The following is a 26457-nucleotide window of genomic DNA, read 5'->3' on the forward strand; positions in this document are numbered from 1 at the left end:
TCCCGACCGGTGCACAGCAAGCGCCGCAGAGGGAAGGGCCGGCTACCGGGTGAACGGCTCCGAGAGTGCGGTCACCCTGTCCAGCGCCTCCCGGGGGACCTGCACCGTGCAGGCGGAGACGTTCTGCGCCACCTGCTCCGGCCGGCTGGCGCCGACGATGGCCGCCGTGATGCCGGGGCGGGCCATGACCCAGGCGAGGGTCAGCTGGGGCAGGGTGACGCTCGCCTCCGCCGCCACCGCCTCGATGGCCTCGGCCAAGTCGAAGTTGGCGTCCGTCAGCCAGCGCTGGGCGAACCGCGGACCCTGCGTCGCCGCCCGGGAACCCTCCGGCGGCGCCTGGCCCCGCCGGTACTTGCCGGTGAACAGGCCGCCGGCCAGCGGGAAGTAGACGATCTGCCCGACCCCCTCGGCCTCGCAGGCGGGGATCACCTCCTGCTCGATCCTCCGGTTGGCGGGGGAATACTCGGGCTGGTTGGAGATGAACCGGGCCCAGCCGTACCGGTCGGCGACGGCGTTGGCCTTGACGACCTGCCAGCCGGCGAAGTTGGAGCAGCCGATGTAGCGCACCTTGCCGGCCCGCACCAGGTCGTCCAGGGCCCGCATCGTCTCCTCGATGGGGGTGGTCGGGTCCCAGTTGTGCATCTGGTAAAGGTCGATGTAGTCGGTCTGCAGGCGCCGCAGCGAGGCGTCCACCGCGTCCATGATGTGCTTGCGGGAGGTGCCCCGGTCGTTGGGGCCGTCGCCGGTGGGGAACCAGCACTTGGTGGCGATCAGGGCCTGGGAGCGGCGGCCCTTGAGGGCCAGTCCGATGATCCGCTCTGACTCGCCGCTGCCATACATGTCCGCGGTATCGATAAGGTTGATGCCGGCGTCCAGCGCGGCGTGGACGATGGCGATCCCCGTCTTCTCGTCGCTGCGGGTGCCGAATGCGTTTGTGCCCAGCGCCATCTGCGAGACCTTGAGACCGCTGCGGCCAAGGTTGCGGTATTCCATGGTGCGACTCCCTCCTGTTCAGCCCGTCGCGCTTACGCCTGCACCACCCGGGCCGCCGCCTCGCGCACCCGGGCCAGGATCTCCTTTCCGTCAGCCTGGGTCAGCTGGCCGTTTTCGTAGACGATGCGACCGTCGACCATGGTCATCGCCACATCGCTGGGCAGCGCCGAGTAGGCGACCAGGGCAAAGATGTCGTGGTTCGGCGTCAGGTGCGGCCGCTCGGTGTCGATCAGGATGATGTCGGCCCGCTTACCCGGCTCCAGCGACCCGATCTCCGCCTCCATCCCCAGCACCCGGGCCGCCTCGATGGTGGCCATGGAAAGCGCGTCGTAGGAGGTGAACAGCGCAGGATCCCCCTCCAGCTCCTTGGCCTGGATGGCGCCGATCCGCATCTCGGAGCCCAGGATGTGGAGCATGTTCTCGGAGGAGGCGCCGTCGGTGCCGAACCCCACGGCCACCCCCCGGCGGCGCATCTTGCTCACTGGCGTGCGGCCGGATGCCAGCTTCAGGTTGGAGACCGGGCAGTGGCAGACGCCGGTGCCCGTCTCGGCCAGGATGGCGATGTCGTCGTCGTCGGCATGGACGCAGTGGGCGGCCACGACGCGGCGGCCCTTCATCAGGCCGAGGTCGTACACGTGACGGATGGGGGTCTTGCCCCACTGCCTGCGGGCCTCCTCCACCTCGCCGGCGGTCTCGGAGAGGTGGATGTGGATGCCGATGCCCAGCTCGTCCGCCAGCTCGGCGCAGGCCAGCAGCGTGTCGGGCGGGCAGGTGTACGGGGCATGCGGGCCGACCATGAACGTGATCCGGCCGCCGGCCTTCCCGTTCCACCGGTGGAACGCCTCCCGGCTCTCCTCCAGGCGGGACAGCGCCTCGGACGGCCCGCCGACGGCGATGATGCCCCGGGCCACAATGCCCCGGATCCCCGTGTCCTGGATGGCCCTGGCCACCGGGTCGGCGGGGAAGTACATGTCGAGGAAGGTGGTGATGCCGCCGGAGAGCATCTCGTAGGCCGCGAGCGCCGTACCCCAGTAGACGTCTTCAGCGGTCATCTTCGCCTCGGCCGGCCAGACCCTCGTCTCCAGCCACTCCATCAGCCGCAGGTCATCGCCGTAGCCCCGGATCAGGGTCGTTCCGGCGTGGCAGTGGGTGTTGACGATGCCGGGCATGACGATCTTGCCCGCGGCGTCGATGCGGCGGGCCTCCGGCGCCGCGGGTGCCCCCTCCCGGGGCCCGGCGTAGGCGATACGGCCGTCCTCCACCAGCACGACGCCATCGGCAAACACATCCGCACGTCCGGTCATGGTGAGCACCGTGCCGCCCTCAATCAGAATCCGGTCCATGCCAGTCTCCCCCTTCATGCGCACCATCTTTGGCCAAGGCCGTTGGCAAGCAACTACAGGGTGATTGTACCGGATACCATACCCTGGGACAAGGTGTGGGTGTGGGTGCAGCCGGCCACCGGGGCGGTCCGGATGCAGGAACGGCCGCACCGCAGTGCGAAGTAACATTGTTCACAGGCTTGACCGGCCGAGACCCGAATTCGCGAGGTGAACGGGAGCGTGAACTGCACTTGAACTCTGCCGAAGCAGCGAGTCCCCACAGCGCAAGCAGCATCATCATCATCCCGGCCCTGGAGCCCGCACAGGCGTTGGTGAAGTACGTCCACGACCTGCGGGCGCGCGGGTTCAGCCAGATCGTCGTGGTGGACGACGGCAGCAGCCCCGCCTGTGCCGGGATCTTCGCCGCCCTGGCTGAGCTGCGGGACTGCGTTGTGCTGCGCCACGAGGTGAACCGGGGCAAGGGGGCGGCCCTGAAGACGGCGCTCCGCCACTGCCTGCAGCAGGGTTGGCAGCAGGTCTACCGGCGCGTGATCATGGTCGACGCGGACGGCCAGCACGCGGTGGAGGACGTCTGCAGCATGGCCCGGGCCTCCCACGAGCACCCGGACGCCTACGTGCTGGGCATCCGCGACTTCAACCAGGAGATCGTGCCGGCGCGCAGCCGCTTCGGCAACCGGCTGACCAGCGGGGCCTTCCACCTGTTCTACGGGCGCTACCTGCGCGACACCCAGACGGGTCTCAGGGCCCTGCCGGCCAGCCTCTGGCGGTGGGCCACCGAGGTGGCGGGGGACCGCTTCGAGTACGAGACCAACTGCCTGGTGCAGGCGATGAAGCGCGGCATCCCGATGGCGGAGATGCCCATCCAGACCCTCTACTTCGACAGGAACGCCGGCACCCACTACCGCACGCTGCGGGACTCCTGGCCCATCTTCAAGGTGCTGATCAGCCACCTGGGGGCGTACGCCCTGGCGGGCGCAATCTCATCCGTCCTGGCGCTGGCCGCCTTCGCCTGGGTCGACCTCGCCTGGCTGAAGGGCGTCGGCGACGCGGCGCGGATCCTGGCGGCGTGCGTCGTGAGCGCCTGGACAGGTTCGCTGGCGCGGCTTCTGCTCCACTGGCTTTTCCGCGTGCGCACGGAGCGGAACATGACCGACGCCACCGTCAAGTTCTACCTGCTCGCGGCCGGACAGATGCTGGCCTCCTACCTGGTGGTGCTCGCCGTGCACAGCGTCACGGGGTGGACGGCGGTCTGGATCAAGCTCGTCGCCGACGTGGCCCTGGCCATCGTGGGCTACCAGATCCACCCCCGCTGGCTGTTCAGGACCCACCGCTGAATCGAGGGAGCGAACGATGCCCTACGGAATGCTGGTACGGTTCTGCCAGGCGGTCCTGCGCCGCTTCACGCCCCGCTACCGCGTCGTTCATCCGGAGCGGCTGGTGGCGCCAGGGGTCTACCTCTGCCGGCACGCCGATATCTACGGGATCGTGCTGAACCTCCTCTGGCTGCCCGTTCCGGTCCGCACGTGGGGGCTCCACGTCTTCGGCGACCGCCGGGCGTGCTGCGAGCACCTCCGGGAGATCACGTTCGGCGCCCGGTACGGCTGGCCCCGCTGGAAGGCGACCGTCCTGGCCTGGCTGGCCTCCTACGGCCTGACGGCGCTCTACCGCTCCGCCCGGGTGATCCCCGTCTACCGCGGCTCGGCCCAGGTGCTGAAGACCTTCCGGGAGAGCACCGCGGCCCTGAAACAGGGGGAGCGGCTGCTGATCTTCCCCGACCGGGACTACGCCAGTACGGACGCCGAGGTCTCCGAGCTGTACGACGGGTTCCTCAGCATCGACCGGTTCTACCACAAGGCCACCGGCCGGCACATTCCCTTCGTGCCGCTCTACATCGACCGGGCGGCGCGCACGATCACCGTCTGCGAGCCGGTGACGTTCGCCGACGACCGGGACCGGAAAGCCCAGACGGCCGAGCTGATCGGGCTGCTCCAGCAGCGGCTCGGCGGACACGGCTGCTGAAAACAGCGCACAACATCACGCAAGCCACTGCCGGCGTGCAGTGGCTTGCCTTATGCCCGCGCTATCCCGACCACGACTGCCGGATGTTCCGCACCAGCTGGCGGAGGTCAGGCCAGCCGTAGGCGACCTCCGTGAGCGGAGTCCCGCCGATGGTGATCTCCTTGGTCCTGACCGGAACGGCCCCCATGCGCTCGTAGAAGCGGCGATACGGGTTGTCCGCCAGCACCCAGACCAGCGCAGCCTCGTGGCCCTCCTCCACCAGCCTGGCGGCGATCTGGCCCAGCAGCCCGCGCCCGGTTCCCTTGCGCTGGTACTCCGGCAGGATGTAGATCGCGTAAAGCTCGCCCGTGTACTGGGGGTCGCCCTCCCGCTCCCGGCCGCCGTCGGCGAAACCCACGATGCGGCCGAGATCCGCCGCGACCCAGATGTGGTGGCGGGACTGCTCCGCCGTCCGGAGTATCTCGTTCCACCGCTCCTGCCGCTTCTCGTAAGAGAGGCCGTCCAGCACGTCGTCAGGGACGATGCCCCGGTAGGTGCTCCTCCAGGCGTCCACGTGCACCCGGGCGATCCCCTCGGCGTCGAGTTCGCATGCCTGACGGATCAGCACGGCTCTGTCACCCTTCCCTCTCTGCGTTCTGTCCGCAGGGCGCGCTCAGCGCCTCCCCGGGCAAAGCCGGCCCGGTCGCCCGACCCTGGCGCATCCACCGAGGATCCGGTGTCCAGGTGCGCGCAGGTCCGCCGTCCGGCAACCTCCACCCCGATTCCTGCCAGTCCCAACTGGCGAGTGCCAGGGCCGGACGCGGCACGAAAACCGCCCCGCCCCGGCACGAAGGCCGAGGGGGGCGGACCAGCTAGGGCTCAGCCACCAGCTCCTGCGCCCAGGCGTGGCAGGCCTCCAGCTCCTCCGGCGGCACGGCCCGGGGGTCGTGCTCCAGCACCACGATGGCACGGGGGTGAGCCTCCACCACCATCCGGGCGATGTCGGCCGCCGGGGTCACGGAGGGCCAGCGGTCGGCCGTGTGGCTCGCGTTCGTCGGCAGGTGGCTGCGGAACCGGCCGTGTTCGTCCCAGCGCGAGGTGTTCAGGTGCAGGTGCCGCGCCCAGGGCAGCCAGCGCCGGGCCAGGGCAACCGGGTCCTGCCCGTGGGTCCGGGCCAGGAGCCCCAGGCGCCCGGTGTCGATGCAGATCGAGAGGCTCGGGTACTCCTGGAACAGACGGCTGTAGAGCTCGCCGTCGAAGAAGTAGGGGTTGGGGCCGTCGATCTCCAGCACCACCCCGATGCGCTCCCGCTCCTGGATCTCGGCGAAGCGCTCGAAGCAGCGCCGGCTCCAGTCGTAGAGGACGGCCTCATCGGGCCAGGCGTCCAGCGGCAGCGGGTCGGCGTCCTTGAAGGTCCAGCCGAGGGCGGCGTAGTCCACCCCCGGCATCTGCAGCGCCGGCCACGGGAAGTGGAACAGGATGTAGCGGGCGCCCAGCCGGTGGGCGGCCTGTGCGGCGCTGTATGCCACGTCCAGCGCCTCTGCCCGCACGGTAACGTCCGGGTCGAGGAACCGGCACCATGCCGGGCCCCCCTCCCGGTACGTGGGATGGTGGGTGCCGATCACCCACTCGTAGTACTCCGCCTCGGCGATGGCGCCCAGCAGGTCGGGCATGGTGTCGCAGAGGCCGATCTCCGCCCCCTGCCACTGGGGGCGCTCCAGCGACTCGCCGTAGGTGTTGACGCCGGAGCCCGCGATGCGGCCGAAGGCGCCTTGCAGCGGCACGAAGAGCTGTGCCATGGCTTACACCTGCCAGGACTTGATGTACTGCTCCTGCTCGGGCGTCAGCCGGTCGATCTCCACGCCCAGGGCCCGGAGCCGGGTCTCCGCGACCCGCGCGTCGATCTCGGCCGGCACCTGGACCACCCGCTTCTCCAGCTTGCCCCGGTTCTCCAGGAGCCAGAGGTGGGTCAGGATCTGCACGGCGAAGGAGAGGTCCATCACCTCAGCTGGATGGCCGTCGCCCGCGGCCAGGTTGGCGAGCCGCCCTTCGCCGATGAGGTAGAGCCTGCGGCCGTCCGCCCCGGTGTAGGCGTCCACGTTGGGCCGTACCCGCACCGGCTTCCCGCCCCAGGCCTCGAGGTCGGGCTTGTAGATCTCCACGTCGAAGTGGCCCGCGTTGGCGAGGATCGCCCCGTCGCGCATCACCGCGAAGTGCTCCCGGCGGATCACCTTCTCACAGCCGGTCACCGTGACGAAGATGTCGCCGAGGGCCGCCGCCCGGATCATCGGCATCACGTCGAAGCCGTCCATCAGCGCCTCGTTGGCCAGCACGGGATCAACCTCGCAGACGATCACCCGCGCGCCGAGCCCGCGGGCCCGCATCGCCACGCCCTTGCCGCACCAGCCGTAGCCGGCCACCACGACCCGCTTGCCGGCGATGGAGAGGTTGGTGTTGCGCATGATCGACTCCATCGTCGACTGGCCTGTGCCGTAGCGGTTGTCGAACAGGTGCTTCATCCGGGCGTGGTTGACCGCGACCATCGGGAAGCGCAGCACGCCCTCGGCCTCCATCGCCCGGAGCCGCTGCACGCCGGTGGAGGTCTCCTCCGAACCGCCGATGAGGCCCTCGCCCAGCTCCTTGTGGCTGGTGTGGAGCAGGTAGGTCAGGTCGCCGCCATCGTCCAGCAGGAGCGTGGGGCGGGCGGCCTGCAGCGTGCGGACGAGGTGCTCCGTGTACTCCTCCGCCGTCGCCCCGTGCCAGGCGTGCACGGTGACGCCCCGCTCGGCCGCGGCGGCGGCCACGTCATCCTGGGTGGAGAGCGGGTTGGAGCCGGTGAGGAAGACCTCCGCGCCGGCCGCGGCGAAGACCAGCGCCATGTAGGCGGTCTTCGCCTCCAGGTGGATCGACATCGCCACCCGCTGACCGGCAAAGGGCCGGGTCGCGCCCAGCTCCTTCTCCAGCTGGTTCAGGATGGGCATGTGGGCCCGGACCCAGTCGATCTTCTGGTGGCCGCTCGGCGCGAGGCCGGGATCCCGCAGGGTCGAGGCCGATACCTTACTCTGCACGCCCGTCACCTCCTACACCTTCAGGGCCGTGTTGTTGCGGTGGCAGGTGCAGCCCCGCTCGGAGGCAATCTGCTTCAGCGTGGTGAACAGCAGCTTCTTCAGGTTCTCGCCGTTGGCCGCCATCACCTCGAGGACCTCCTCGTGGGTGAGCGGGTTGGGCGAGATGCCGGCGCCGAAGTTGGTCACCATCGAGACCGTGGCGTAGCAGAGGCCCGCCTCCCGGGCCAGCACGCACTCGGGCACGTTGGTCATGCCCACCACGTCGCCGCCCAGCTGGCCGAACATGCGGATCTCCGCCGCGGTCTCAAAGCGCGGCCCCTCGGTGCAGACGTACGTGCCCGCCGGATGGACGGGGATGCCGACTTCCTCTGCCGCGGCGATCAGCACGCTGCGGATCTCGGGGCAGTACGGCTCGGTGACGTCGGTGTGGACCACGCCGGACTCGCCGCCCTCGAAGAACGTGGAGATCCGCCCCTTGGTGAAGTCCAGGAACTGGTCCACCACCACGAAGTCGCCGGGCTTCATGTTCCGGTTGCAGGAGCCCACGGCGGTGGTGGCGATCACCCGCTCCACGCCCAGCATCTTCAGGGCGTAGATGTTGGCCCGGTAGTTGATGAGATGCGGCGGCACAGAGTGGTTCACGCCGTGGCGCGCCATGAAGGCCACGGGCTCACCCTGGTAGGTGCCGATCCGGACCATGGCCTGCCCGTACGGGGTGGTGATGACCTCTTCCCGGATGTTTTCTAGGATGCGGGGGTCGTAGACACCCGTGCCGCCGATGATGGCGAGCCGAACTTTCTGCGTCATGTGCGCACGCCCACCTTTCTGATGACATAAGCTGGTACCACAGGGGCTGAAACATCCAGGAGCCCCTACTGCTGTATGCGAGGTGGGGCCCGGATGGCGGAGCACGGAACTCAGGGCGAAGGAGGCGTTGAGAACCAGTACTACCGGCGGTGGCGGGGCGGCGGCCTGGGGCGGTTGCTCCTGGTGACCACGGGCGACCTGAACCTGGACGGCGTGCCCGAGATCGTCGCCTGCGCGGGGCGGGAGCTGAAGGTCTACCACTGGACCGGCGACACCTACGCCCTGCTGGCCGAGGCGGCCCTGCCCAGGGACGCCCTCTCGCTGGCGGTGGGCCAGGTCGACCCGACCGGACCCGGCACGGTGGCCGTGGGGACCCGTGACAACATCCTGCTCTACGCCCTCACGCCCACGGGCCTGGTGGCCCTGTGCCAGACGCTGCTGTATCCCAACGCCTACTTCCGCTCCCTCAGCCTGGATGACGTGAACGACGACGGTCGGGCCGAGGTGATCGCCGGCGCCTCGGGAGCGCAGACGATGTATCTCTTTCAGGTGATGGCCGTGGGCCGGGAGAGCCGCCTGGAGGAGCTGGGCCGCCTCTACGTGGGCGGACTGGTGGCCGCGCGGCCGACCTCGGCGGGCGAGGTGGTGACGGCCACCAAGGACGGCTACGTGGACGTCTACGTCCCCTGCTCCCTCCTCCCCCGGGAAAGCCAGACCGTCTACACGGTCAGGCGGGGCGACAGCCTCTGGCGGCTGGCCCGCAAGTTCGGGACCTCGCCCGGGGCCATCGCCAGGGCCAACAAGCTGGAGGAGCCGTATCAGCTTACGCCCGGACAGGTGCTGATCATCCCCGGCCGGCGGAGCGCCAGATCCCCGGACTAGCGCCGGCGGGGAGCAGGACATAGCACGTGGCGCTGGTGACGGAGATGCGTCACCAGCGCCGGCGCGTCTTTGGCGGTTAGCGCTCGGGGAAGATCCAGCGGTCCACCGACCGGGTCCAGGACGCCTCGACCTCGCCGAACCAGAGCTTGATCTCGCGGGCGGCGTTCTCGGGACCGTCGGAGCCGTGGACGACGTTGTAGGAGACGTCGCAGGCGAAGTCGGCCCGGATGGTGCCGGGTTCGGCGTTGGCCGGGTTGGTCGCGCCCATCGTCTTGCGGATGGTGGCGATGGCGTTGGGCCCCTCCCAGACCATCGCCATGACCGGGCCGGAGGTGATGAAGTCGATCAGGCCGGGGAAGAAGGGCTTGTCCTTCAGTTCGGCGTAGTGCTGTTCGGCCAGCTCCCGGGAGACGGTCATGAGCTTGGCGGCCACGAGCTTCAGGCCCCGGCGCTCGAGCCGGCTGATGACCTCGCCCACCAGTCCCCGCTGGACGCCGTCGGGCTTCACCATAACAAAGCTGCGCTCCATGTGTATCTGTTTCCCCCTTCAAGACGTGGGCACTCCCCATAAGATGCCGTAGTGATTGTACCGAAAGGGGGAATCTTTGGCAAGGAGAGAAGTGCGGCGGCTACTGCGGCCGCGCCGGCGCACGGGCCCCTGTCGGCAGCCGCGGCCGCAGGAGGAGCAGGCCCAGGACCGCCCCTGCCCCGTCGATGGCCACGTCCAGGAGCCGGCCCTCACGCGTCGGCACGAACGCCTGATGCACTTCGTCGCTGACGGCGTAGAGCACAGCCGTCGCCAGCGCCGCCCGGAGGGCCGTGCGCCCCGGGAGGCGGGCGGAGAGGGCCCAGGCCAGCAGCACGGCCAGAATAGCGTAGGCGACCATGTGGGCAGACTTGCGCAGAAGCATCTCGAGCCACCAGGCCGCCTCGGGTGACAGGTCGTGGGGCAGGAGCCCCAGCCGTTGCACCAGGGGGAGGCCCCGCAGGTCCGGGGTGGCCGACGACCGGTAGATGAGCGCCATCCAGAGCAGGGCAGGTACCATGCGCAGAGCGAGACGCATCAGGTCAGACCCCGTTTCCGCAGAGATGACAGTACGGGGCGCCGCCTGCGGCAGCGCCCCGCGCTTATCGTCGTCACCGTTCGCATGCGATGGCGTGCTGCGTGAGGATCCGGTCCACATCCTTCGGGGGCCAGCCGGCGAGATACGCCGGCGCTCCGGTTTCGATGTTCTCCCGGATGCGCTTCACCATCGCCTTTGCGCTGATCCCCTTCAGGGCGACGCGCAGCATCCTGCGCCCGTTCCCGTCGTAGACGAAGACAAAGCCTGCGTCGGAGACATCGATAAAGTAAGGACGACCCGACGGGCTGTGTACCTCAATACGGGTGTTCTGCTCCTTCATGCACGCACCCCCTAATTCCATTATATTGTCTCAGATGTTACCCACCCTGCGCAACCCCGGCGCCCGCCCACATTGGGCCCAAATGGTGGCTCGCCCGCCAGCAAGATGAGCAGCTCGGGAGGTCTCGACGTGTCGCACCTCGACGCCGCACGCTTTCAGATGGGCTACTCCCTCGCCTTCCACATGGTCTTCGCCGCGCTCGGCGTGGGCATGCCGGCCCTGCTTGCCACGGCGGAGTTCCTGCACCTGCGCACCGGCGATGCGGAGTACCTGCGGCTGGCCAAGACGTGGGCCAGGGCGACGGCGGTGCTCTTCGCCATCGGCGCCGTGAGCGGAACCGGGATCGCGTTCGAGCTCGGCCTGCTCTGGCCGGAGTTCATGCACTTCGCCGGCACAACCATAGGACCCGCCTTCGCGCTGGAGGGGTACGCCTTCTTCACCGAGGCGATCTTCCTGGGGCTCTACCTCTACGGCCGCAACCGCATGCACCCCGTGGCCCACTGGCTCACCAGCGTGGCAGTGGCGGTCAGCGGGGCGGCCTCCTCCGTGCTGGTCACAGCTTCCAACGCCTGGATGCAGAACCCGGTGGGCCTCGAGACGCTCCTCGCCGACCCGGCGCAGGCCGACCCGTGGGTCCTGTTCGCCAACTCCCACTGGCCGGTCATGGCGCTGCACTCCACCATCGCCTGCTACGCGGCCACCGGCTTCGCCGCGGCGGGCATCTACGCCTGGGGGATGCTCCGCGGGCGCACCGACACTCTGCGCCGGAAGGCGCTCACCATCGCGATGGCGATGGGCCTCCTGGCTGCGCTGGCCATGCCCATCACCGGCGACGCCTCGGCCAAAGTGGTGGCCCGGAACCAGCCCGAGAAGCTGGCCGCAATGGAGGCGCTTTTCGTCACCCGGGACCGGGCGCCCCTGCTGATCGGGGGAATTCCCAACCCGGCCACGGGCGAGGTGTGCTGTGCAGTCGAACTGCCCGGGCTCCTCTCCTACCTGGCCCACGGCTCCTTCGACGCCGAGGTGATGGGGCTCGACCGGGTGCCCCGGGAGCAGTGGCCCAACGTCCCGCTGGTCCACTACTCGTTCCAGGTCATGGTGGGTGCCGGGATGGCGATGGTTGCCGTCGGTCTCTGGTACGCCTGGGTCCGCTGGCGCCGCCCCGAACGGGTTGCGACGGACCGCCGGCTGCTCTGGGCGCTGGTGATCGCCTCGCCCCTCGGCTACCTGGCCCTGGAGGCGGGCTGGATGGTCGCCGAGGCCGGCCGCCAGCACTGGACGGTCTGGAAGGCAATGACCACCGCCGAGGCCGTCACCCCCGCGGGCGGCATGGGCGCGTCGATGCTCGGATTCACTGCGCTCTACGCCGTGCTGGGGACCGTTCTGGTGCTCCTCCTCAACCGGCTCAGCCACGAAGCGCCCGAAGGGAGGTAAGACGTGGTGGCACCCTGGATGGGAGTCGACCCCGTGGTGGCTGCTGCCGCCGTGATGCTGCTCGGCCTCTTGGCCTACGCCGTCCTGGCCGGGGCGGACTTCGGCGGCGGCATCTGGGACCTGCTGTCCCGCGGTCCCCGGCGGCGGGAGCAGCAGATGGCCATCGCCCGGGCGATGGGCCCGGTGTGGGAGGCCAACCACGTCTGGCTGATCTTCGTGATCGTCATCCTGTTCAACGTTTTCCCCACGGCGTACCGCGCCCTGGGCATCGCCTTCTTCGGGCTGTTTCACCTGGTGCTGGTGGGCATCGTGCTCCGGGGGGCCGCCTTCGCCTTTCGCGCCGCAGCGCCGGCCGACTCCCCGCACTGGCTGCTCTGGAGCCGGGTCTTCGGCGGGGCCTCGGCCGTCACGCCGTTTCTGCTGGGGCTGGCCGCCGCGGCGATCTCGGGGGGCGGCATCCGCCTCTACCCCGACGGCGCCGTGCAGGTGGACCCGGCCCTCACCTGGTTCAGCCCCGTCTCGCTGCTGATGGGGCTCCTGACCGTGGCCATGTGCGCCTACCTGGCCGCGGTCTTCCTCACCGTGGAGACGGGCGGCGCCCTGCGAGAGGACTTCCGCCGGCGGGCCCTCTGGGCCGGGGCCTTGCTTGCGCTGCTGGCCGCGGCGCTTCTGCCCCTCCTGCCCTCCGCCATGCCGCAGCTCTGGCAGCGGTTCACGCGTCCGGCGTCGGCCCCGCTGCTGCTGGCTGGGGCCGGGCTCGCCGCGCTCTCGAGCGCGGCCGTGTACACCCGGCGCTACCGCACGGCCCGGGTCGCCGCCGTGGCCGAGGTGGTGGTGCTGCTCGGCGGCTGGGCCGCCGGCCAGTGGCCCTACATCATCTACCCCGACGTCACGTTCCAGGCCGCCGCTGCGCCGGGGCCCTCGATCCGCTTCCTGCTGAACACCCTGCCTTTCGGCCTGCTGGTGCTTCTGCCCTCGCTCTGGCTGCTCTTCCGCATCTTCAAGGCCGAGACGGGGTGACACCGGCACACCGCCTGGAATGCGTGGAGCGCGAACCGGTACGGGAGGTTGCCGGACGCTGGTGCCAAAGACAATGATGCAGGGGAGCCAGGCCAGTACGGCCTGGCTCCCCTGCATCGAGCCGGACGGGGCGTCAGAGGGGACCCGCTCCGACTGGGGACCGGACAACCGCGGCCTGAGCATCGAGGCGACCCTGCCCGACGGGTCGTCCCTGTCCCTGGAGGTGTGGAACAACGAACTCCGCCTGGGCGACATGCGCTACCGGCTCCCGTACCACCAGGGACTGTACGCCTACGTCGAGCACCTCCGGCTCTCGGCGGAGTCGCTGAATCAGGCGCTGCGCGAGGCCGCCGCCGTCCGCCTCGCACTCGTCGACCTGCCCGGGATGGAGCGGGAGCTGACTCCCGAAGAGCGCGAGCAGCTCCGCCAGGCGGTCGCCGGGGTGCTTCCGGCGAGCAACGCCGCCGGTCCCCAGCCGCTGGACCCGCCATTCCCGCAGTACGCCATCCGTCTGGAGGGAGTGGACTGGCGAGCGACCCTTCGGCTCCGCGGCGACCGGTACCTGCGGCGGGAGGGCGGCAGCTCGGCCGTACACGGGGGAGAGGTCGCCCGGCTGGCGGCGGGCCTCCTGCCCGTTCCTCCGCTCGATCCCTCCGACGTGGCCTACCTCTTCCTGGCCGACCGGATGGAGGTGGACGGGAAGGGCGATATGACCGGTTGGAAGAACACCGTGGTGCGCCGGCTCGTGGGCGCACAGGTGATTCCCGGGTACCATCCGCTCTCCGTCGAACCCTTCACCCTCACCTTCCGGGTGAACGGCGAGCCGCTGGAAGTGCACGTGGACGCGGAGGGCTTCATCTACAGGGGAGTGCGCTACCCGGGATCCGGCCTCACGGAGCTCTTCCTGCTGCCCAAGATGCCGTAGGCCGCCGCGCATTGCACTGCGGGCCGACCGGTCGTCCCGGTCGGCCCGCTTCTCTCTACCGCACGTAGAAGGGCGGCGGCTCGATGCCGAGGATGCGCAGGTAGATGTACCCCTGGCCCCGGTGGTGGATCTCGTTCTCCAGGGCGTAGATGAGGCGGCTCAGGTTGGTCTGCACACCCTGACCGAAGAAGCCGTCGTCCTCCGCCGCCTGCAGGCGCTCAGCCGTGATCTTGGGCCACAGCTCACGGGTGCGCTGCCGCACCGCCTCGCACTCCGCAAGCAGCGCCTGCTTGGTGTTGATGCCGGCCCGCTTCTCCTCGTCGAACACCCACTCGCCCGTGGCGATACCCCGCACGTAGGCCTCTTCGATGTCCAGGAACTCCTTCACCATGTCGGCGAAGGGCCTCAGCGCCTCGGCCGGCTTGAAGCTGAACAGCTTCTCCTCCGGGAAGGCCTCGGCCACACGCAAAGTCAGCCGCCGGTTGCCCTCCATCATCTCCAGCAGGGACGCCGGCGTCAGCAGGTCACTCATGTTACGCACCTCCTGTGATGCTGGCGCGCCATCTCCGCGCCATTTGGAGTATTACCGCAGGCAGGCCATATCTTCCTGCTGTCTCCGGGTGCCCCGGCCGCCTCCACGGCGGCCGCACGCCCGGGCGTACAGTGGCAGCGGCGGGCCTCCCCGGAGGGAGGCCCGCACCGCTCTCGTCCCTGTTACTGCATCACCGGCGCCAGCTTGCCCAGCTGGAACTTGTCGTGCACGGCCCGCACGGCCTCCACGGCCTGCGAGGCGCGCACCAGGCACGAGATCTTGATCTCGGACCCGGTGATCAGCTCGATGTTGATCCCCTTCTCCGCCAGCGCCTCGAACATCTTCGCGGCGACGCCGTAGTTGGACGCCACGCCGGAGCCGACGATGGAGACCTTGGCCACGTCCGTGTCGTACAGCACGCGGGCGCCGGGAAACTCGGGCAGCACGCTGTTGCAGACCTCCAGCGCCAGATCGAGGTCGTCCCGGGCGCAGGTGAAGGAGATGTCGGCCGTCGGGCCGCCTCCGTTGGCCGTGCCGATGGACTGCACAATCATGTCGAGGTTGATCCGGGCGTCGCCCAGCGCCTTGAAAACCCGGAAGGCCACGCCCGGCCGGTCGGGCAGACCCACCAGCGTGATGTGGGCGACCTTCGAGTCCACGGCCACGCCGGAGACGATGCGCGGGTTGCTCGGGCTCAACTGCGCCACCACCTTCGTACCCCGCTCCTCGCCGCCCTCATCGGGCAGCGGGGCGAGGGAGCTAAGTACTTCAAACTCCACGCCATACTGCTTTGCCAGCTCCACGGAGCGGAGCTGCATCACCTGTGCGCCGGCCGCGGCCAGCTCCAGGATCTCGTCGTAGCTGATCTCGTCCAGGCGGCCGGCCGTCGGCACCAGCCGGGGGTCAGCCGAGTAGACGCCGTCGACGTCGGTGAAGATCTGACAGGCCTCCGCCTCCAGGTACGCGGCCAGGGCGATGGCCGAGGCGTCTGAGCCGCCGCGCCCCAGCGTCGTGATGTCGCCGTGGTCGTCCAGCCCCTGGAAGCCCGCCACGATGACCACCTTGCCCTCGGCCAGCTCCTGCTTGATCCGCGCTGTGTCAATGTGCTGGATGCGCGCCGCCCGGTGGTTGTCATCGGTCCGGAATCCGGCCTGGGGGCCGGTAAGCGAGACGGCCGGCACACCGAGCTCGTGCAGGGCCATCGCCAGCAGGGCGATGGAGACCTGCTCGCCCGTCGAAAGGAGCACGTCCATCTCGCGGGCCGAGGGGCGCTGCGTGATGCCCTTCGCCCGCTCGATCAGGTCGTCGGTCATGTCGCCGGGGGCGCTCACGACAACCACGAGGTCGTATCCCTGCTGCTTCCGCCAGGCGATGCGCCTGGCCACCCGGCGGTACTTCTCGGCGGTGGCCACCGACGAGCCGCCGTACTTCTGCACGACAATACCCAAGAGCGCCCTCTCCTCCTCTATGCTTTGGCGTGCTTGAACGGGTTCACTCACCCCCGAGGTGGGCTTCGCGCGTCATCCTCGCGGTCGGCAGCAGCCGTTTGCCGGCTTTCCCCAAATCGTCCATGAGCCCACCTCCCTTGCACAGATGGAGGAATAACGCTGTCGATTATACACCCGCCACGCGAACCCGTCCATGCGTCAATCGTCGTACTCCAGTGACTCCAGGAAGCGCCGGATGGGCTCCTCGATCAGGTGGAAGTCCACCAGGAAGGCGTCGTGCCCCCACGGCGAGTCCATCTCCACGTACTCGGCCCACCCGCCGGCCGCCCGCACCAGGTTGACCGTCTCCTGCTGCAGGTAGGGCGGGAAGAGCAGGTCCGAGCGGATGCCCACGGCCAGTACCTTCGCCCGGATCAGGGCGTGTGCCGCCTCGTAGGAGCCCCGGCCCCGCCCGAGGTCCATCAGGTCCATGGCCCGGGTGAGGTAGAGGTAGGAGTTGGCGTCGAACCGCTCCACGAGCTTCTGGCCCTGGTAGTGCAGGTAGGATTCCACCTGGAACGCCACGCCGAATCCCCGGTCCAGCGGGCTGCCCTCGCCGCGCACCTCTCGGCCGAACTGCGTCCACATGGACTCGTCGGACCGGTAGGTGATCATGCCCAGCATCCGGGCCGTCGCCAGCCCGCGCACGGGTCCCGGCGTACCGTAGTACTGGCCGCCCCGGAAGTCCGGGTCGTTCAGGATGGCCTGGCGCTGTACCTCGTTGAAGGCGATGCCCTGCGGATGGAAACGGCCGGCCCCGCCGATGGGGATGACGCCCCGCATGCGGTCCGGATAGGTGGCGGCCCACTCCAGCGCCTGCATGGCGCCCAGCGAGCCGCCGACGACGGCCACCAGCCGCCGCACGCCCAGCTGATCCAGAAGCCGGGCCTGCGCCCGCACCATGTCGCGCGGCGTGACGATGGGGAAGTCGAGGCCGTAGGGCCGGCCGGTGTCGGGGTTGGCCGAGCCGGGTCCGGTCGAGCCCTGGCACCCGCCGATGACGTTGGAGCAGATCACGCAGTAGCGTTCGGTGTCCAGCGCCTTGCCGGGCCCCACCGCATCGTCCCACCAGCCCGGCTTCGGATCGTCCGGGCGGTAGCGCCCGGCGACGTGGCTGTCGCCCGTGAGGGCGTGGCAGACGAGGATGGCGTTGTCGCCCTCGGGGTTGAGCCGGCCGAAGACTTCGTAGCAGAGGGTCACCGCCTTCAGGGTGCGCCCGCTCTCCAGGACCAGGGGATCCGCAAAGCTCGCGACCCGCGCGTACTGCCGGTGCGACAGCAGCGTGGGAACCGGCACCGCAGCCACCCGTCCACCCCCTTCATTTCTCCGGCTTCACGACCGCCGCCGCACCGAGCATGCCCAGGGCAACGTTGGCGGCCCCGACGGCGAGCACGAGGATGCCGGCGGCGAAGTTATACTCAGGCGTGGGCAGGTCCAGCGCGTGGACGCCCAGCAGCGCGACGAAGTTCGTCAGAACCGCGGCAAGCCAGGTGAAGCCGCTCATCCTGATCCGGGACAGATGCCGGTCGCGGGCAGCCCGCACGAGCGACGTGACGGCCACCGACCAGACTGCGCCGGCGATGACGGCCAGCGGCCAGTTCATGTCAAGCCCCCATCTGACAAGCGCCATGAACGCCACGAACGAGATTCCGCCCAGGACGAACTGCATGAACCGACTACCTCCCCTGACGCCTTGCACACTTGCCGCTAACACTCAAGGCCGCCCCCGATAAGGGAGCGGCCCGATATGAACTGGCATTGGCTCTGGCCCGCTCTCTTATCTTCCGACGGCGTGAGCCGCCGGTGGAATTGGCACCTTCAGACGCCACCGGGCGCCCTGGGTTGCCGGGTTTCATCGGGCCAGTTCCCTCCACCTCTCTGGATAAGAGCCCGCCGGAGCGTTCTCCGTCGGGACGGCGTACGATATGCAGTTGTCTCAGATTTAGGAAGGATACTAACATGCCGGTGCTGCGGCTGTCAATAGCCGGACGCGGTGTGGACTCCCCGGCCTTAGCGGCAGCAGGGTAACATCCCCCATTTCACGAAGGCTATGCCTATGACTTTTTTCACGGGAAGTAAGGGAGGATACTGGAAGTGATCGCCGGTCGCAAGATCTTCTCTGGCCGGGCAAGCAGGTATCTGGCGCGCGAGATCTGTCAGCACCTCGGTGTAGAGCTGGCCAGGGCTCAGGTCATGAAGTTCAAGAACGACAACCTGTTCGTCCAGATCGAGGAGAACGTGCGGGAGCGCGAGGTCTTCGTCGTGCAGACCTCCTGCCCGCCGGTGGACGAGAACCTGATGGAGACGCTGATCATGATCGACGCCCTCAAGCGGGCCTCAGCCGGGCGCATTACCGCGGTCCTCCCCTACTACCCCTACGGCCGTTCCGACAAGAAGGACCAACCCCGCGTCCCGATCACGGCGCGCCTGGTGGCAGACCTGCTCACCACGGCGGGCGCCGACCGGGTCATGACGATCGACCTGCACTCGCCGCAGATCCAGGGCTTCTTCTCCATCCCCTGCGACCATCTGACGGCGACCACGCTGTTCGCCCAGTACATGCGCACCAAGGGCCTCGTCGCCCCGGTGGCGGTGGCCACCGACGCCGGCGCCGCCAAGCGGGCCCTGACCTTCGCCCGGGCCCTGAACATCCCGCTGGCGATCATGGAGAAGCACCGGCACGGCAACACGGACACCGTAGCGATCACGGCGTTCATCGGCGACGTCCGGGGGCGGGAGGCCATCGTCTTCGAGGATGAGATCGCCACGGGCTCCACCCTGCTGGCCGCCGCCGAGGTGCTGCACGAGCAGGGCGCCTCCGCCATCTACGTCTGCGCCACCCACGCCCTCTTCGCGGACAACGCCCTGGAGCGGCTGCAGCAGAGCGCGATCGACGAGGTGGTGGTGACCAACACGCTTCCGCACCAGGACCTCCCGCCCAAGGTGACCGAACTCTCGGTCGCCCCCCTGCTGGCCGCCGCCATCGACCGGGTGACCACCGGCGAGTCGATCTCCAGCCTGTTTGAAATGTGAATGATCACGAGGCAGGGCCGCTCCTGATTCGGAGCGGTCCGTGGGCTGTAGAAACACTGACACTTCACCTGTGAACGGTCCCGTGACCAGCCCCCGCAGGAAGATCCGGGCCTGCGGCGATGGATGGTTCGGACTTCAGTCTCCACTGAGCCGTTGCCAGGCTTGTGGATCCATACACCAGGATGGCGAGCGCGGCAGTCATCCCGAGCGCAAGCAGCGAGCCTCGACGGATCATGAGTGAGCACCCCCTCTGTGGTCAGTTCAGCGTGGCTCGGCGGACAGAGCGCTCGAGGGACCACCCGGATTTCGTCTGCAGCCTGAGCGCCGCGCCGGATACGGAGCAACCCAGCACGCATACCGACGGGTGGCGCGGCACACCCTTGTGCGGGCAGCTCTTGGGGTTGACCAGGACGATTGGTGACGCGCGTCACTTAAGCTTCATCCATCACGGGTATCATTGAGACTGACTCTCAATGAAGGTGGTGTGCACCGATGGACGTCAAGGAGCTTGATGTGCGCGAGATCCCGCCCTTCCGCCGGCACCCGCTCATCTTCGAGACCTTCGAGAACCTGCCCCCGGGCGGGCAGATGCGGCTCGTGAACGACCACGATCCCAAGCCCCTGTACTACCAGTTCGCCGCGGAGCGCCCCGGCACGTTCGACTGGGAATACGAGCAGCAGGGCCCCGATGTCTGGAAGGTACTGATCATCAGGAAGTAGGCTGTCGGTCTGAGTACGAGACGGGAGGGGGATTGCCCCCTCCCGTTCCCATTCGCCAGGCAGCGCCTCCCCTCACGGCGGATGGCGCCGCCCGCCTCGGTCGCGCTCACAGCGGCCGCGGCCGACTCGTTCCCGACAGCTCGGTGATCACCCAGGACCCGTCCCGGGTTCTGACGACGGTGTCACCCGCCGTCACCAGCGCTGCGAACCGCCCCAGCGTCTCCTCGGCTTCTGGTTCTGCGGGCGGGGACTCTGCATTCTGGGGTCTATCCGACTCAGGCCCTGCACCTTCGGGCTCCACAGGTTGGGGTTCATCGGCGTCGAGACCTGCAACTGCCAGGGGGTGGGTGTCGGGAGGGGGGCTCCGCCCCCCTCCTGACTTCGATCAACGCTCCGGCCCCCTCCCGACTCAGATAATGATGCAGATCAGCCCGCCGGAGCCCTCGTTGATGATCCGGCTGAGGGTCTCCTGCAGCTTGACCTGGGCGTCGGTCGGCATCCGGTGCAGCTTCGCCCGGATCCCCTCCTGCACCAGTTCGTGCAGCGACTTGCCGAAGATGTCGAACTCCCACAGCTGCTGCGGGTCGTCCTCGAACCGGTCGAGCAGGTATTGCACCAGCTCCTCGCCCTGCTTCGCCGTGCCGATGATCGGCGTCACCTCGGCCGTGATGTCGGCCCGGATGAAGTGGAGGCTCGGGGCCGTGGCCTGCAGCTTCACCCCGTACATCACGCCCTGCCGCACGAGCTCGGGCTCCTCGAAGATCATGTCGGAGATGTCCGGGGTGACCACGCCGTAGCCGGTGGCTTTCACGTCGGCCAGGGCGTCCCGCACCTTGTCATACTCCCGCTTGGCCTCGGAGTACTCCCGGAGCAGGCGGACCATGGTGTGCTTCCCCTCCAGGGGAACGCCGGTGATCTCCTCAAGCACCTGATAGTAGAGGTCGTCCCTGGCCTCGGTCTCCACGTGGGCGACGCCTGCGCCCATGTCGATGGACTTGAGGTTGACGGACGCCATGAACTCGTAAGAGCCCAGCCGCTCGACGGCGGCGTCGACGTCGCGGATCTTCTGGATGCCCTGCAGCGCCTCGGCGATGGCCTCCTCGAACTGCACGCGCACCGGGTGGGAGCTGTCGAGCTCCTCCACCCACCGCGGGAGGGCAATGTTGGCCTCCCGCACCGGGAACTCAAAGAGCGCCTGCTCCAGGATGAGGTGCACGTCGTCCTGAGTCAGCTCGCTGGCGTCCACCGGGATGACGGGTGCGTTGTACTTCACCTCGAGCTCGCCGGCCAGCTCCATCGTCTCCTGCGCGTAGGGCCGGGTGGTGTTCAGCACGATCACGAACGGCTTGCCCAGGGCCTGCAGCTCGGCGACCACCCGCTCCTCGGCCTCCAGGTACTTCCCCCGGGCCAGGTCGGTAATGGACCCGTCGGTGGTCATCAGCACGCCGATGGTGGCGTGCTCGGCGATCACCTTGCGGGTGCCGATCTCGGCCGCATCGTGGAACGGGATCTCGCCCTCGAACCACGGCGTGCGGACCATGCGCGGGGAGCCCTGCTCGTCCATGTAGCCCAGTGCGCCCTCGACCGCGTAGCCCACGCAGTCGACCAGGCGCACCCGCACCGTCAGCCCCTCGCCGATGGTCAGCTCGATGGCCTCGTCGGGCACGAACTTGGGCTCGACGGTCATGATCGTCTTGCCATTGCCGGATTGCGGCAGCTCGTCGCGGATGCGGGCCTGCTCGTACTCGTCCGGGATGTTGGGCAGGATGACCTGCTCAGCAAAGCGGCGGATGAAGGTGGACTTCCCCGTCCGGACCGGGCCCACCACGCCGATGTAGATGTCCCCTCCGGTCCGCCTCGCAACGTCCTCAAAGATGTCGATCCTCTCCACGCCAGTACCCTCCCTAGGTCGCCGCGACGCCGGGCGGCCGCACACTCGCCGCGGCATTCGTACTCAGAATGTGGCCCGGGTCCCGTGTCCTACCGCTAATGCTATGAGGCGCCCCGGGAGGGTATGTCTACCGTCCAAGCATCCGGTACAGTCCAAGCAGGGTCAGGAGCACCCCGTGTAGCGCGGCCCACCGGCCGTTCAGGCGCAGGGGCAGGCGGTGGGCGAGGCGCGAGCCGGCCGTCAGCAGGACGAACGTGGCGCAGGCCGCGGCCAGGGGCAGGCCAACCGGCGAGAAGCCCGTCAGCGCCGCGCCCAGCCCCGCGGCCGTCGAGTCCAGGGCCAGGGCAAGGCCCAGCAGCAGGGCCTCGTGTGCGTTGATGTGCCCCGAGCGGTCCAGGTCCGCAGCCGCCGGCTCCCGCAGGATCTCCACCACGATGCCCACCGAGCCCAGGCGCAGCCGCCAGACCCGGTGCAGCGGCGCCGGGTCCCGTGCGGGCGGCACGGCCCCCGGCCGCGACCGCACCGTCTGGAAGATAATCCAGATGCCTGTCAGGGCCAGGATCGCAGCTCCCATCCGGTGGGCCAGCTGCGGCGCGAGCCGGCCGGCCACCATCCCCCCGGCGCCCATGGAGGCCGCGAGGAGCAGCCCGGTGGCCAGGCTCACGATGGCCGCGGCCTCCCAGGGCAGCCGGAGCCCCCGCAGGCCGTACAGGAGCCCCGCCATCAGCGAGTCGAGGCTGACGGCGAGGGCGAGCAGCACAAGCGACACAGCGTCCAATCCGAGGCACCCCCCATACGGGTACACGGGCATCCTACGCCCCGGGGCCGGCCAGGGTGACCGGTGCCGGCAGGCGTGTCCGGCGGCCCGGTGCCCCTTGCGGACGCAAAGCGGCCCTGGAAGCGCACTACGCGCTCCCAGGGCCGCACGATATCTCCGCTACCCGATCGGCCCCTCCACCTCGGCGACCTCCTCCAGCTCGTGGGCCCGGGGCCTGGCCATGAGCCGGGCCATCGCCTCCAGCGGCGGGAGCCCCTCGTACAGCACGCGGTAGATCGCCTCGGTGATGGGCATGCGGACGCCCAGCTTCTGCGCCAGCTGCCAGGCCGCCCGGGTGGTGGCGATGCCCTCCACCGTAAGGCCCGTCTCGGCCACGAACTGGGCGGCGCTCTTCCCCCGCCCGATGGCGAGGCCCGCCCGCCGGTTGCGGGAGCTGTCAACGGTGCAGGTGAGCACCAGGTCGCCCAGTCCGGAGAGCCCGGCAAACGTCAGCGGGTTCGCCCCCATGGTCCGGCCGATGCGGGCCATCTCCACCAGCCCGCGGCTGATCAGCGCCGCCCGGGCGTTGTCGCCCATCTGCAGCCCATCGGCGATGCCCACCCCCAGGGCGATGACGTTCTTCAGGGCGCCGGCCAGTTCCACCCCGGTCAGGTCGGGGTTGGTGTAGACCCGGAACCGGTCTGTCATCAGCGCCGCCTGGACACGGTCGGCGAGCTCCAGGTCGGGGCAGGCGGCCACCGTCCCGGTGGGCAGGCCGGCCGCCACCTCGTGAGCGAAGTTGGGGCCCGAGAGCGCCACGACCCGGTCCCGGTGCGCGGGCAGCTCCTCACCCACCACCTGGTGCACCAGCAGATGCGTCTCCGGCTCGATGCTCTTGGTGACGGTGACGATGACGGCGTCCGCGCGCAGGTGCGGCCCCACCAGCCGGCAGGTGGCCCGCAATCCGGCGCCGGCGGGACTCAGCACCACCAGATCGGCCCCAGCGACCGCATCCTCCAGGCGCTCACACGCCTCCACGTTCCCGGGCAGGCGCAGCCCCGGCAAGGCCGGGTGCCCCCTGTCCCACCGCTCCGTCCAGCCGGGCGTGCGCCGCCAGAGCCGGACGACGTTGCCGCCCGCCGCCGCGGGTACCGCCAGGGCGGTGCCCCACGTGCCGGCGGGCAGGATCGCGATCCGCAGACCCACGCGCCTCCCCCCTTGCACCCGCCTACGGCCGGGGTTGGGCGCGCACGCCGAGCCGGTTCTCGGTGCCTGCGGCGATGCGCTTCATGTTCTCCCAGTGCCGGACGTAGATGACGACGGCCAGGCCGACCACCAGCAGGCGGTGCGCCAGGGGCGCACCCGCTACCAAGACCTGGATGACGACGGCCGCCGTGGCCACCAGCGACCCCAGGGAGACCCAGCGGGTGGGCAGCACGGCCAGCGCCCCGGCCAGGATGCCCAGCAGCACCTGCAGGGGGTAGTGCAGCAGCGCCACGCCGCCGCTGGTCGCCACGCTCTTGCCGCCGCGGAAGCGGAGCCACACCGGGTAGGAGTGGCCCAGGGAGGCCAGGAAGCCCCCGACGGCGTAACCCCAATCGCCCGCCAGGCGCTGGCCCAGGTAGGCCGCCAGAAGGCCCTTGCCGATATCGCACGCCACCGTGAAGAGCGCGGCCCAGGGGCCCAGGGTGCGCAGCACGTTGGTCCCGCCGGTGGCGCCGCTGCCGTAGCGGCGCACGTCGATGCCACGCAGCCGCCCCACCAGGAAGCCCACCGGCACCGAACCCAGCAGGTAGCCCATAATGCCTACAACGATCAGATCGGTCACCGCTCGCGTCCCCTCCCATGGGCGATTCGGGTCACATCTCTGATTCGCCGTCCGCTGGGTTATTCCTGGTTTTAGTAGGAGGTTCTAATTTGCAGAATCGGCGCCCCCTACTCGGTGGAACGCTTGCGGGCCGCCCGCCGGATGGCCCGCGTCTGGCCGCCGGCCAGCACCCGCCGCACGCGACCGGGCCGCTCCGGCAGCTTCACCTTGGCGCGGGTGCGGAAGTACAGGTTGATCGGCGTGCCCTCGAAGCGGTACGTCTCCCGCAGCCGGTTCTCCAGGTACCGCTTGTAGGAGAAGTGCACGAGCTCGGCGTCGTTCACGAAGAAGACGAAGCCGGGCGGGCTCACGTGGGGCTGTGTGGCGAAGAGGATCTTCAGCCGGCGGCCCTTGTCGGAGGGCGGCGGGTTGAGCGCATAGGCCTCCCGCACGAGGTCGTTCAGCTCCCGGGTGGGGATGCGCCGGGCGTGGTTGGCCGCCGCCTCCTTGATCAGCGGCAGGAGCCGGTGCACGCGCGCACCGGTCTTGGCCGACACGAAGTGGACGAGGGCGTAGTCCATGAACGCCAGCCGCGCCCGCACCTCGTCGGTCTTCTTGGCCATGGTCCGGTCGTCCTTCTCCACCAGGTCCCACTTGTTGACGACCACGATGCACGCCTTGCCGTTCTCGTGCGCATAGCCGGCGATGCGCTGGTCCTGCTCGGTGACGCCGTCCGTCGCGTCGACGACGACGAGCACCACCTGGGCCCGCTCCACGGCCCGCAGGGCCCGCATCACGGAATAGCGCTCCACGGGCTGCTCCACCTTCGCCCGGCGGCGCATGCCCGCCGTGTCGACCAGCAGGAACTTGTCCTCGCCCCGCTCCACCAGCACGTCGATGGCGTCCCGGGTCGTGCCGGCGACGTCGGAGACGATCACCCGCTCCTCGCCCAGGATCGCATTCACCAGCGACGACTTGCCCACGTTGGGCCGGCCGATGACCGCCACGCGGACCGGGCCGCCCTCCTCCGGCTCCTCCGGTACGGCGGAAGGCAGGGCGGCGACGATCGCGTCCATCAGGTCGCCGGTCCCCATGCCGTGCTCGGCGGAGACCGAGATGACCTGGTCGAGCCCCAGCGACCAGAACTCCAGGGCCTCGTCCTCGCGCTTCAGGTTCTCCACCTTGTTCACCGCGACGATGACCGGCTTGCGCACGCGGCGCAGCCGCTCGGCCACCTCCAGGTCCGGCGCCGTCACCCCCTGGGTGACGTCCACCACGAAGACGATCACATCCGCCTCCCGGATGGCCAGTTCGGCCTGCCGGGTCACGTGGGCTTCGATGGTGTCGCCGTCCTTGTCGAGCTGGATGCCGCCGGTGTCCACCAGCGTGATCGTGCGCCCGTTCCACTCCGCATCGGCGTAGAGGCGGTCGCGTGTCACCCCCGGCAGGTCCTCGACGATCGCCTGCCGGCTCTGGATCAGTCGGTTGAAAAGGGTCGACTTGCCCACGTTGGGCCGGCCCACAATAGCTACGATCGGTTTCATAGGCGTGTTCCCCCGATGCCTGCGGATGGTGCGCGGGGGTACGACAGCCTGTCACCCCCGCCCAGCCCATTATCCAGGAACGACCATTAACGGTCAAGAGACCGGCAGATCGGGGGACGCGGGCCGGCCGTCGCCCGGCCGGTGCAGCAGCTCGGCCAGGGTCAGCGCCAGCACCCCCGCCACCAGAGCCGTGCCGTGGAAACCGCCGCCGGCCAGGCGGAAGACCACGTCGGGCTGGCTGGCCGCCACGTAGCGGAAGTAGTGGTAGAGGTCAGCCAAGAGCGAGCCGAGCACCGCTGCGGCGAAGGCGGCGGGGCGCGTGTGGCCGATCAGACAGCCGAGCGTGCCGGCCACCGTGGCGTAGAGGTACTGAGCGTCCAGGTAGAACAGGTTCAGTTCGGTGGGCTGCCCGGGCGGGAAGTAGAGGCTGAGCGCGGCCAGGCTGGCGGCCCCCGTCAGCGCGCCGCCGACCGCCAGCCCCGGCTCCCACCAGCGGCGCATGGCCCGCACCTGGTAGAGCGCCAGGCAGAGCGGCAGCAGCCCCGTGCCGAAATTGAGGGTGAGGCGGGGCGTCAGGTGCAGCTCCACCAGGCTGCCCGCCAGCATCGCACCGAGGAGCGCCAGCCCCCAGCGCGGGGTCAGGCCCAGGCGGCGCAGCGGGCCGGTCAGAAAGCCGGAAGCGGCCAGCACCAACAGCACGAGGAGCAGGATCGGGCTCACGGGCATCACAGGGCGTCACCTCCCATCCGACAGGGCCTGCATGTCCTGCCAGTCATTGGATCAGCTTGCGCACGCTGCGCCCATCCTATACC

General features: G+C 69.4%; 27 protein-coding genes and 1 riboswitch. Of the genes, 8 read left to right on the forward strand and 19 right to left on the reverse strand.

Translation table 11 applies throughout. The features are described 5' to 3' along the window. Window positions 1-42: 42 nt before the first annotated feature. Both J2Z79_RS01060 and J2Z79_RS01065 read right to left on the reverse strand, forming a co-directional pair. On the reverse strand, window positions 43-993 hold the full coding sequence (locus tag J2Z79_RS01060; protein WP_209464981.1) for an aldo/keto reductase: 951 nt from the start codon (window positions 991-993) through the stop codon (window positions 43-45). Between the two features lie 32 nt (window positions 994-1025). Further along, window positions 1026-2336: an amidohydrolase gene (locus J2Z79_RS01065; protein ID WP_209464982.1), complete on the reverse strand. Its 1311-nt coding sequence runs from the start codon at window positions 2334-2336 to the stop codon at window positions 1026-1028. A 230-nt stretch (window positions 2337-2566) separates the two neighbouring features. On the opposite strand from J2Z79_RS01065, the gene J2Z79_RS01070 reads away from it, so the two are divergent. Then, window positions 2567-3670: a glycosyltransferase gene (locus J2Z79_RS01070; protein ID WP_209464983.1), complete on the forward strand. Its 1104-nt coding sequence runs from the start codon at window positions 2567-2569 to the stop codon at window positions 3668-3670. 28 nt (window positions 3671-3698) lie between these two features. After that, window positions 3699-4355 (forward strand): lysophospholipid acyltransferase family protein, encoded by a 657-nt coding sequence (locus tag J2Z79_RS01075; protein ID WP_209464984.1) that lies wholly within the window; start codon window positions 3699-3701, stop codon window positions 4353-4355. A 61-nt stretch (window positions 4356-4416) separates the two neighbouring features. On the opposite strand, the gene J2Z79_RS01080 is transcribed toward J2Z79_RS01075, so the two are convergent. The 4 genes from J2Z79_RS01080 to mtnP form a co-directional block, all read right to left on the reverse strand. Continuing rightward, window positions 4417-4962 carry a GNAT family N-acetyltransferase gene (locus tag J2Z79_RS01080; protein ID WP_209464985.1) on the reverse strand — a complete coding sequence of 182 codons (546 nt, stop codon included), beginning with the start codon at window positions 4960-4962 and terminating at the stop codon, window positions 4417-4419. Between the two features lie 244 nt (window positions 4963-5206). Beyond that, a complete protein-coding gene (locus J2Z79_RS01085) occupies window positions 5207-6133 on the reverse strand; it encodes a sugar phosphate isomerase/epimerase family protein (protein ID WP_209464986.1) in 927 nt (308 codons plus the stop codon). Between the two features lie 3 nt (window positions 6134-6136). Next, window positions 6137-7402 carry an adenosylhomocysteinase gene (locus J2Z79_RS01090; protein ID WP_209464987.1) on the reverse strand — a complete coding sequence of 422 codons (1266 nt, stop codon included), beginning with the start codon at window positions 7400-7402 and terminating at the stop codon, window positions 6137-6139. A gap of 12 nt (window positions 7403-7414) precedes the next feature. Beyond that, window positions 7415-8209 carry an S-methyl-5'-thioadenosine phosphorylase gene (mtnP, locus tag J2Z79_RS01095; RefSeq protein WP_209464988.1) on the reverse strand — a complete coding sequence of 265 codons (795 nt, stop codon included), beginning with the start codon at window positions 8207-8209 and terminating at the stop codon, window positions 7415-7417. A gap of 93 nt (window positions 8210-8302) precedes the next feature. Here mtnP and J2Z79_RS01100 point away from each other — a divergent pair, with 93 nt between their 5' ends. Then, window positions 8303-9091, forward strand: coding sequence for a LysM peptidoglycan-binding domain-containing protein (locus J2Z79_RS01100; RefSeq protein ID WP_209464989.1), 789 nt, complete (start codon window positions 8303-8305; stop codon window positions 9089-9091). A 76-nt stretch (window positions 9092-9167) separates the two neighbouring features. Here J2Z79_RS01100 and ndk read toward each other — a convergent pair whose 3' ends face one another. From ndk to J2Z79_RS01115, 3 genes are all read right to left on the reverse strand, one after another. Next, complete coding sequence (ndk, locus tag J2Z79_RS01105; protein ID WP_209464990.1) at window positions 9168-9620, reverse strand: nucleoside-diphosphate kinase; 453 nt, start codon at window positions 9618-9620, stop codon at window positions 9168-9170. A 100-nt stretch (window positions 9621-9720) separates the two neighbouring features. Further along, window positions 9721-10155 (reverse strand): VanZ family protein, encoded by a 435-nt coding sequence (locus J2Z79_RS01110; protein ID WP_209464991.1) that lies wholly within the window; start codon window positions 10153-10155, stop codon window positions 9721-9723. A 73-nt stretch (window positions 10156-10228) separates the two neighbouring features. Then, window positions 10229-10495 (reverse strand): hypothetical protein, encoded by a 267-nt coding sequence (locus J2Z79_RS01115; protein ID WP_209464992.1) that lies wholly within the window; start codon window positions 10493-10495, stop codon window positions 10229-10231. A 129-nt stretch (window positions 10496-10624) separates the two neighbouring features. On the opposite strand from J2Z79_RS01115, the gene J2Z79_RS01120 reads away from it, so the two are divergent. The 3 genes from J2Z79_RS01120 to J2Z79_RS01130 all read left to right on the forward strand — a co-directional run bounded on the left by J2Z79_RS01120 (window position 10625) and on the right by J2Z79_RS01130 (window position 13874). After that, on the forward strand, window positions 10625-11929 hold the full coding sequence (locus J2Z79_RS01120; protein WP_342589389.1) for a cytochrome ubiquinol oxidase subunit I: 1305 nt from the start codon (window positions 10625-10627) through the stop codon (window positions 11927-11929). A gap of 6 nt (window positions 11930-11935) precedes the next feature. Continuing rightward, window positions 11936-12949 carry a cytochrome d ubiquinol oxidase subunit II gene (locus J2Z79_RS01125; RefSeq protein ID WP_342589390.1) on the forward strand — a complete coding sequence of 338 codons (1014 nt, stop codon included), beginning with the start codon at window positions 11936-11938 and terminating at the stop codon, window positions 12947-12949. A gap of 61 nt (window positions 12950-13010) precedes the next feature. Then, the gene (locus J2Z79_RS01130; protein ID WP_209464993.1) at window positions 13011-13874 is read left to right on the forward strand and encodes a hypothetical protein; all 864 of its coding nucleotides are present in this window, start codon (window positions 13011-13013) and stop codon (window positions 13872-13874) included. Window positions 13875-13929: 55 nt separating this feature from the next. Here J2Z79_RS01130 and J2Z79_RS01135 read toward each other — a convergent pair whose 3' ends face one another. From J2Z79_RS01135 to J2Z79_RS01150, 4 genes are all read right to left on the reverse strand, one after another. Continuing rightward, a complete protein-coding gene (locus tag J2Z79_RS01135) occupies window positions 13930-14406 on the reverse strand; it encodes a DinB family protein (protein ID WP_209464994.1) in 477 nt (158 codons plus the stop codon). A 182-nt stretch (window positions 14407-14588) separates the two neighbouring features. Next, window positions 14589-15854 carry an aspartate kinase gene (locus J2Z79_RS01140; RefSeq protein WP_209464995.1) on the reverse strand — a complete coding sequence of 422 codons (1266 nt, stop codon included), beginning with the start codon at window positions 15852-15854 and terminating at the stop codon, window positions 14589-14591. Window positions 15855-16052: 198 nt separating this feature from the next. Then, a complete protein-coding gene (gene metX / locus J2Z79_RS01145) occupies window positions 16053-17198 on the reverse strand; it encodes a homoserine O-acetyltransferase MetX (RefSeq protein ID WP_209464996.1) in 1146 nt (381 codons plus the stop codon). 13 nt (window positions 17199-17211) lie between these two features. Beyond that, the gene (locus J2Z79_RS01150) at window positions 17212-17562 is read right to left on the reverse strand and encodes a hypothetical protein (RefSeq protein ID WP_209464997.1); all 351 of its coding nucleotides are present in this window, start codon (window positions 17560-17562) and stop codon (window positions 17212-17214) included. 105 nt (window positions 17563-17667) lie between these two features. Continuing rightward, window positions 17668-17782, reverse strand: a riboswitch (SAM riboswitch). A gap of 205 nt (window positions 17783-17987) precedes the next feature. On the opposite strand from J2Z79_RS01150, the gene J2Z79_RS01155 reads away from it, so the two are divergent. Further along, window positions 17988-18926, forward strand: coding sequence for a ribose-phosphate diphosphokinase (locus J2Z79_RS01155; RefSeq protein ID WP_342589391.1), 939 nt, complete (start codon window positions 17988-17990; stop codon window positions 18924-18926). A gap of 492 nt (window positions 18927-19418) precedes the next feature. Further along, complete coding sequence (locus J2Z79_RS01160; protein WP_209464998.1) at window positions 19419-19646, forward strand: DUF2249 domain-containing protein; 228 nt, start codon at window positions 19419-19421, stop codon at window positions 19644-19646. A 409-nt stretch (window positions 19647-20055) separates the two neighbouring features. Here J2Z79_RS01160 and spoIVA read toward each other — a convergent pair whose 3' ends face one another. The 6 genes from spoIVA to J2Z79_RS01190 form a co-directional block, all read right to left on the reverse strand. Beyond that, window positions 20056-21537 carry a stage IV sporulation protein A gene (spoIVA, locus tag J2Z79_RS01165; protein ID WP_209464999.1) on the reverse strand — a complete coding sequence of 494 codons (1482 nt, stop codon included), beginning with the start codon at window positions 21535-21537 and terminating at the stop codon, window positions 20056-20058. 127 nt (window positions 21538-21664) lie between these two features. Next, window positions 21665-22306, reverse strand: coding sequence for a sporulation membrane protein YtaF (gene ytaF, locus J2Z79_RS01170; RefSeq protein ID WP_342589395.1), 642 nt, complete (start codon window positions 22304-22306; stop codon window positions 21665-21667). A gap of 168 nt (window positions 22307-22474) precedes the next feature. Continuing rightward, a complete protein-coding gene (locus tag J2Z79_RS01175; protein WP_209465001.1) occupies window positions 22475-23500 on the reverse strand; it encodes an NAD(P)H-dependent glycerol-3-phosphate dehydrogenase in 1026 nt (341 codons plus the stop codon). Between the two features lie 22 nt (window positions 23501-23522). Then, entirely contained in the window at window positions 23523-24122 is a 600-nt protein-coding gene (plsY, locus tag J2Z79_RS01180) for a glycerol-3-phosphate 1-O-acyltransferase PlsY (RefSeq protein ID WP_209465002.1), read from the reverse strand. Between the two features lie 107 nt (window positions 24123-24229). Then, the gene (gene der / locus J2Z79_RS01185; RefSeq protein ID WP_209465003.1) at window positions 24230-25645 is read right to left on the reverse strand and encodes a ribosome biogenesis GTPase Der; all 1416 of its coding nucleotides are present in this window, start codon (window positions 25643-25645) and stop codon (window positions 24230-24232) included. Window positions 25646-25738: 93 nt separating this feature from the next. After that, on the reverse strand, window positions 25739-26374 hold the full coding sequence (locus J2Z79_RS01190; RefSeq protein WP_209465004.1) for a hypothetical protein: 636 nt from the start codon (window positions 26372-26374) through the stop codon (window positions 25739-25741). Window positions 26375-26457 lie beyond the last annotated feature (83 nt).

This window comes from Symbiobacterium terraclitae (assembly GCF_017874315.1).
Taxonomy (GTDB): Bacteria; Bacillota; Sulfobacillia; order Symbiobacteriales; family Symbiobacteriaceae; genus Symbiobacterium; species Symbiobacterium terraclitae.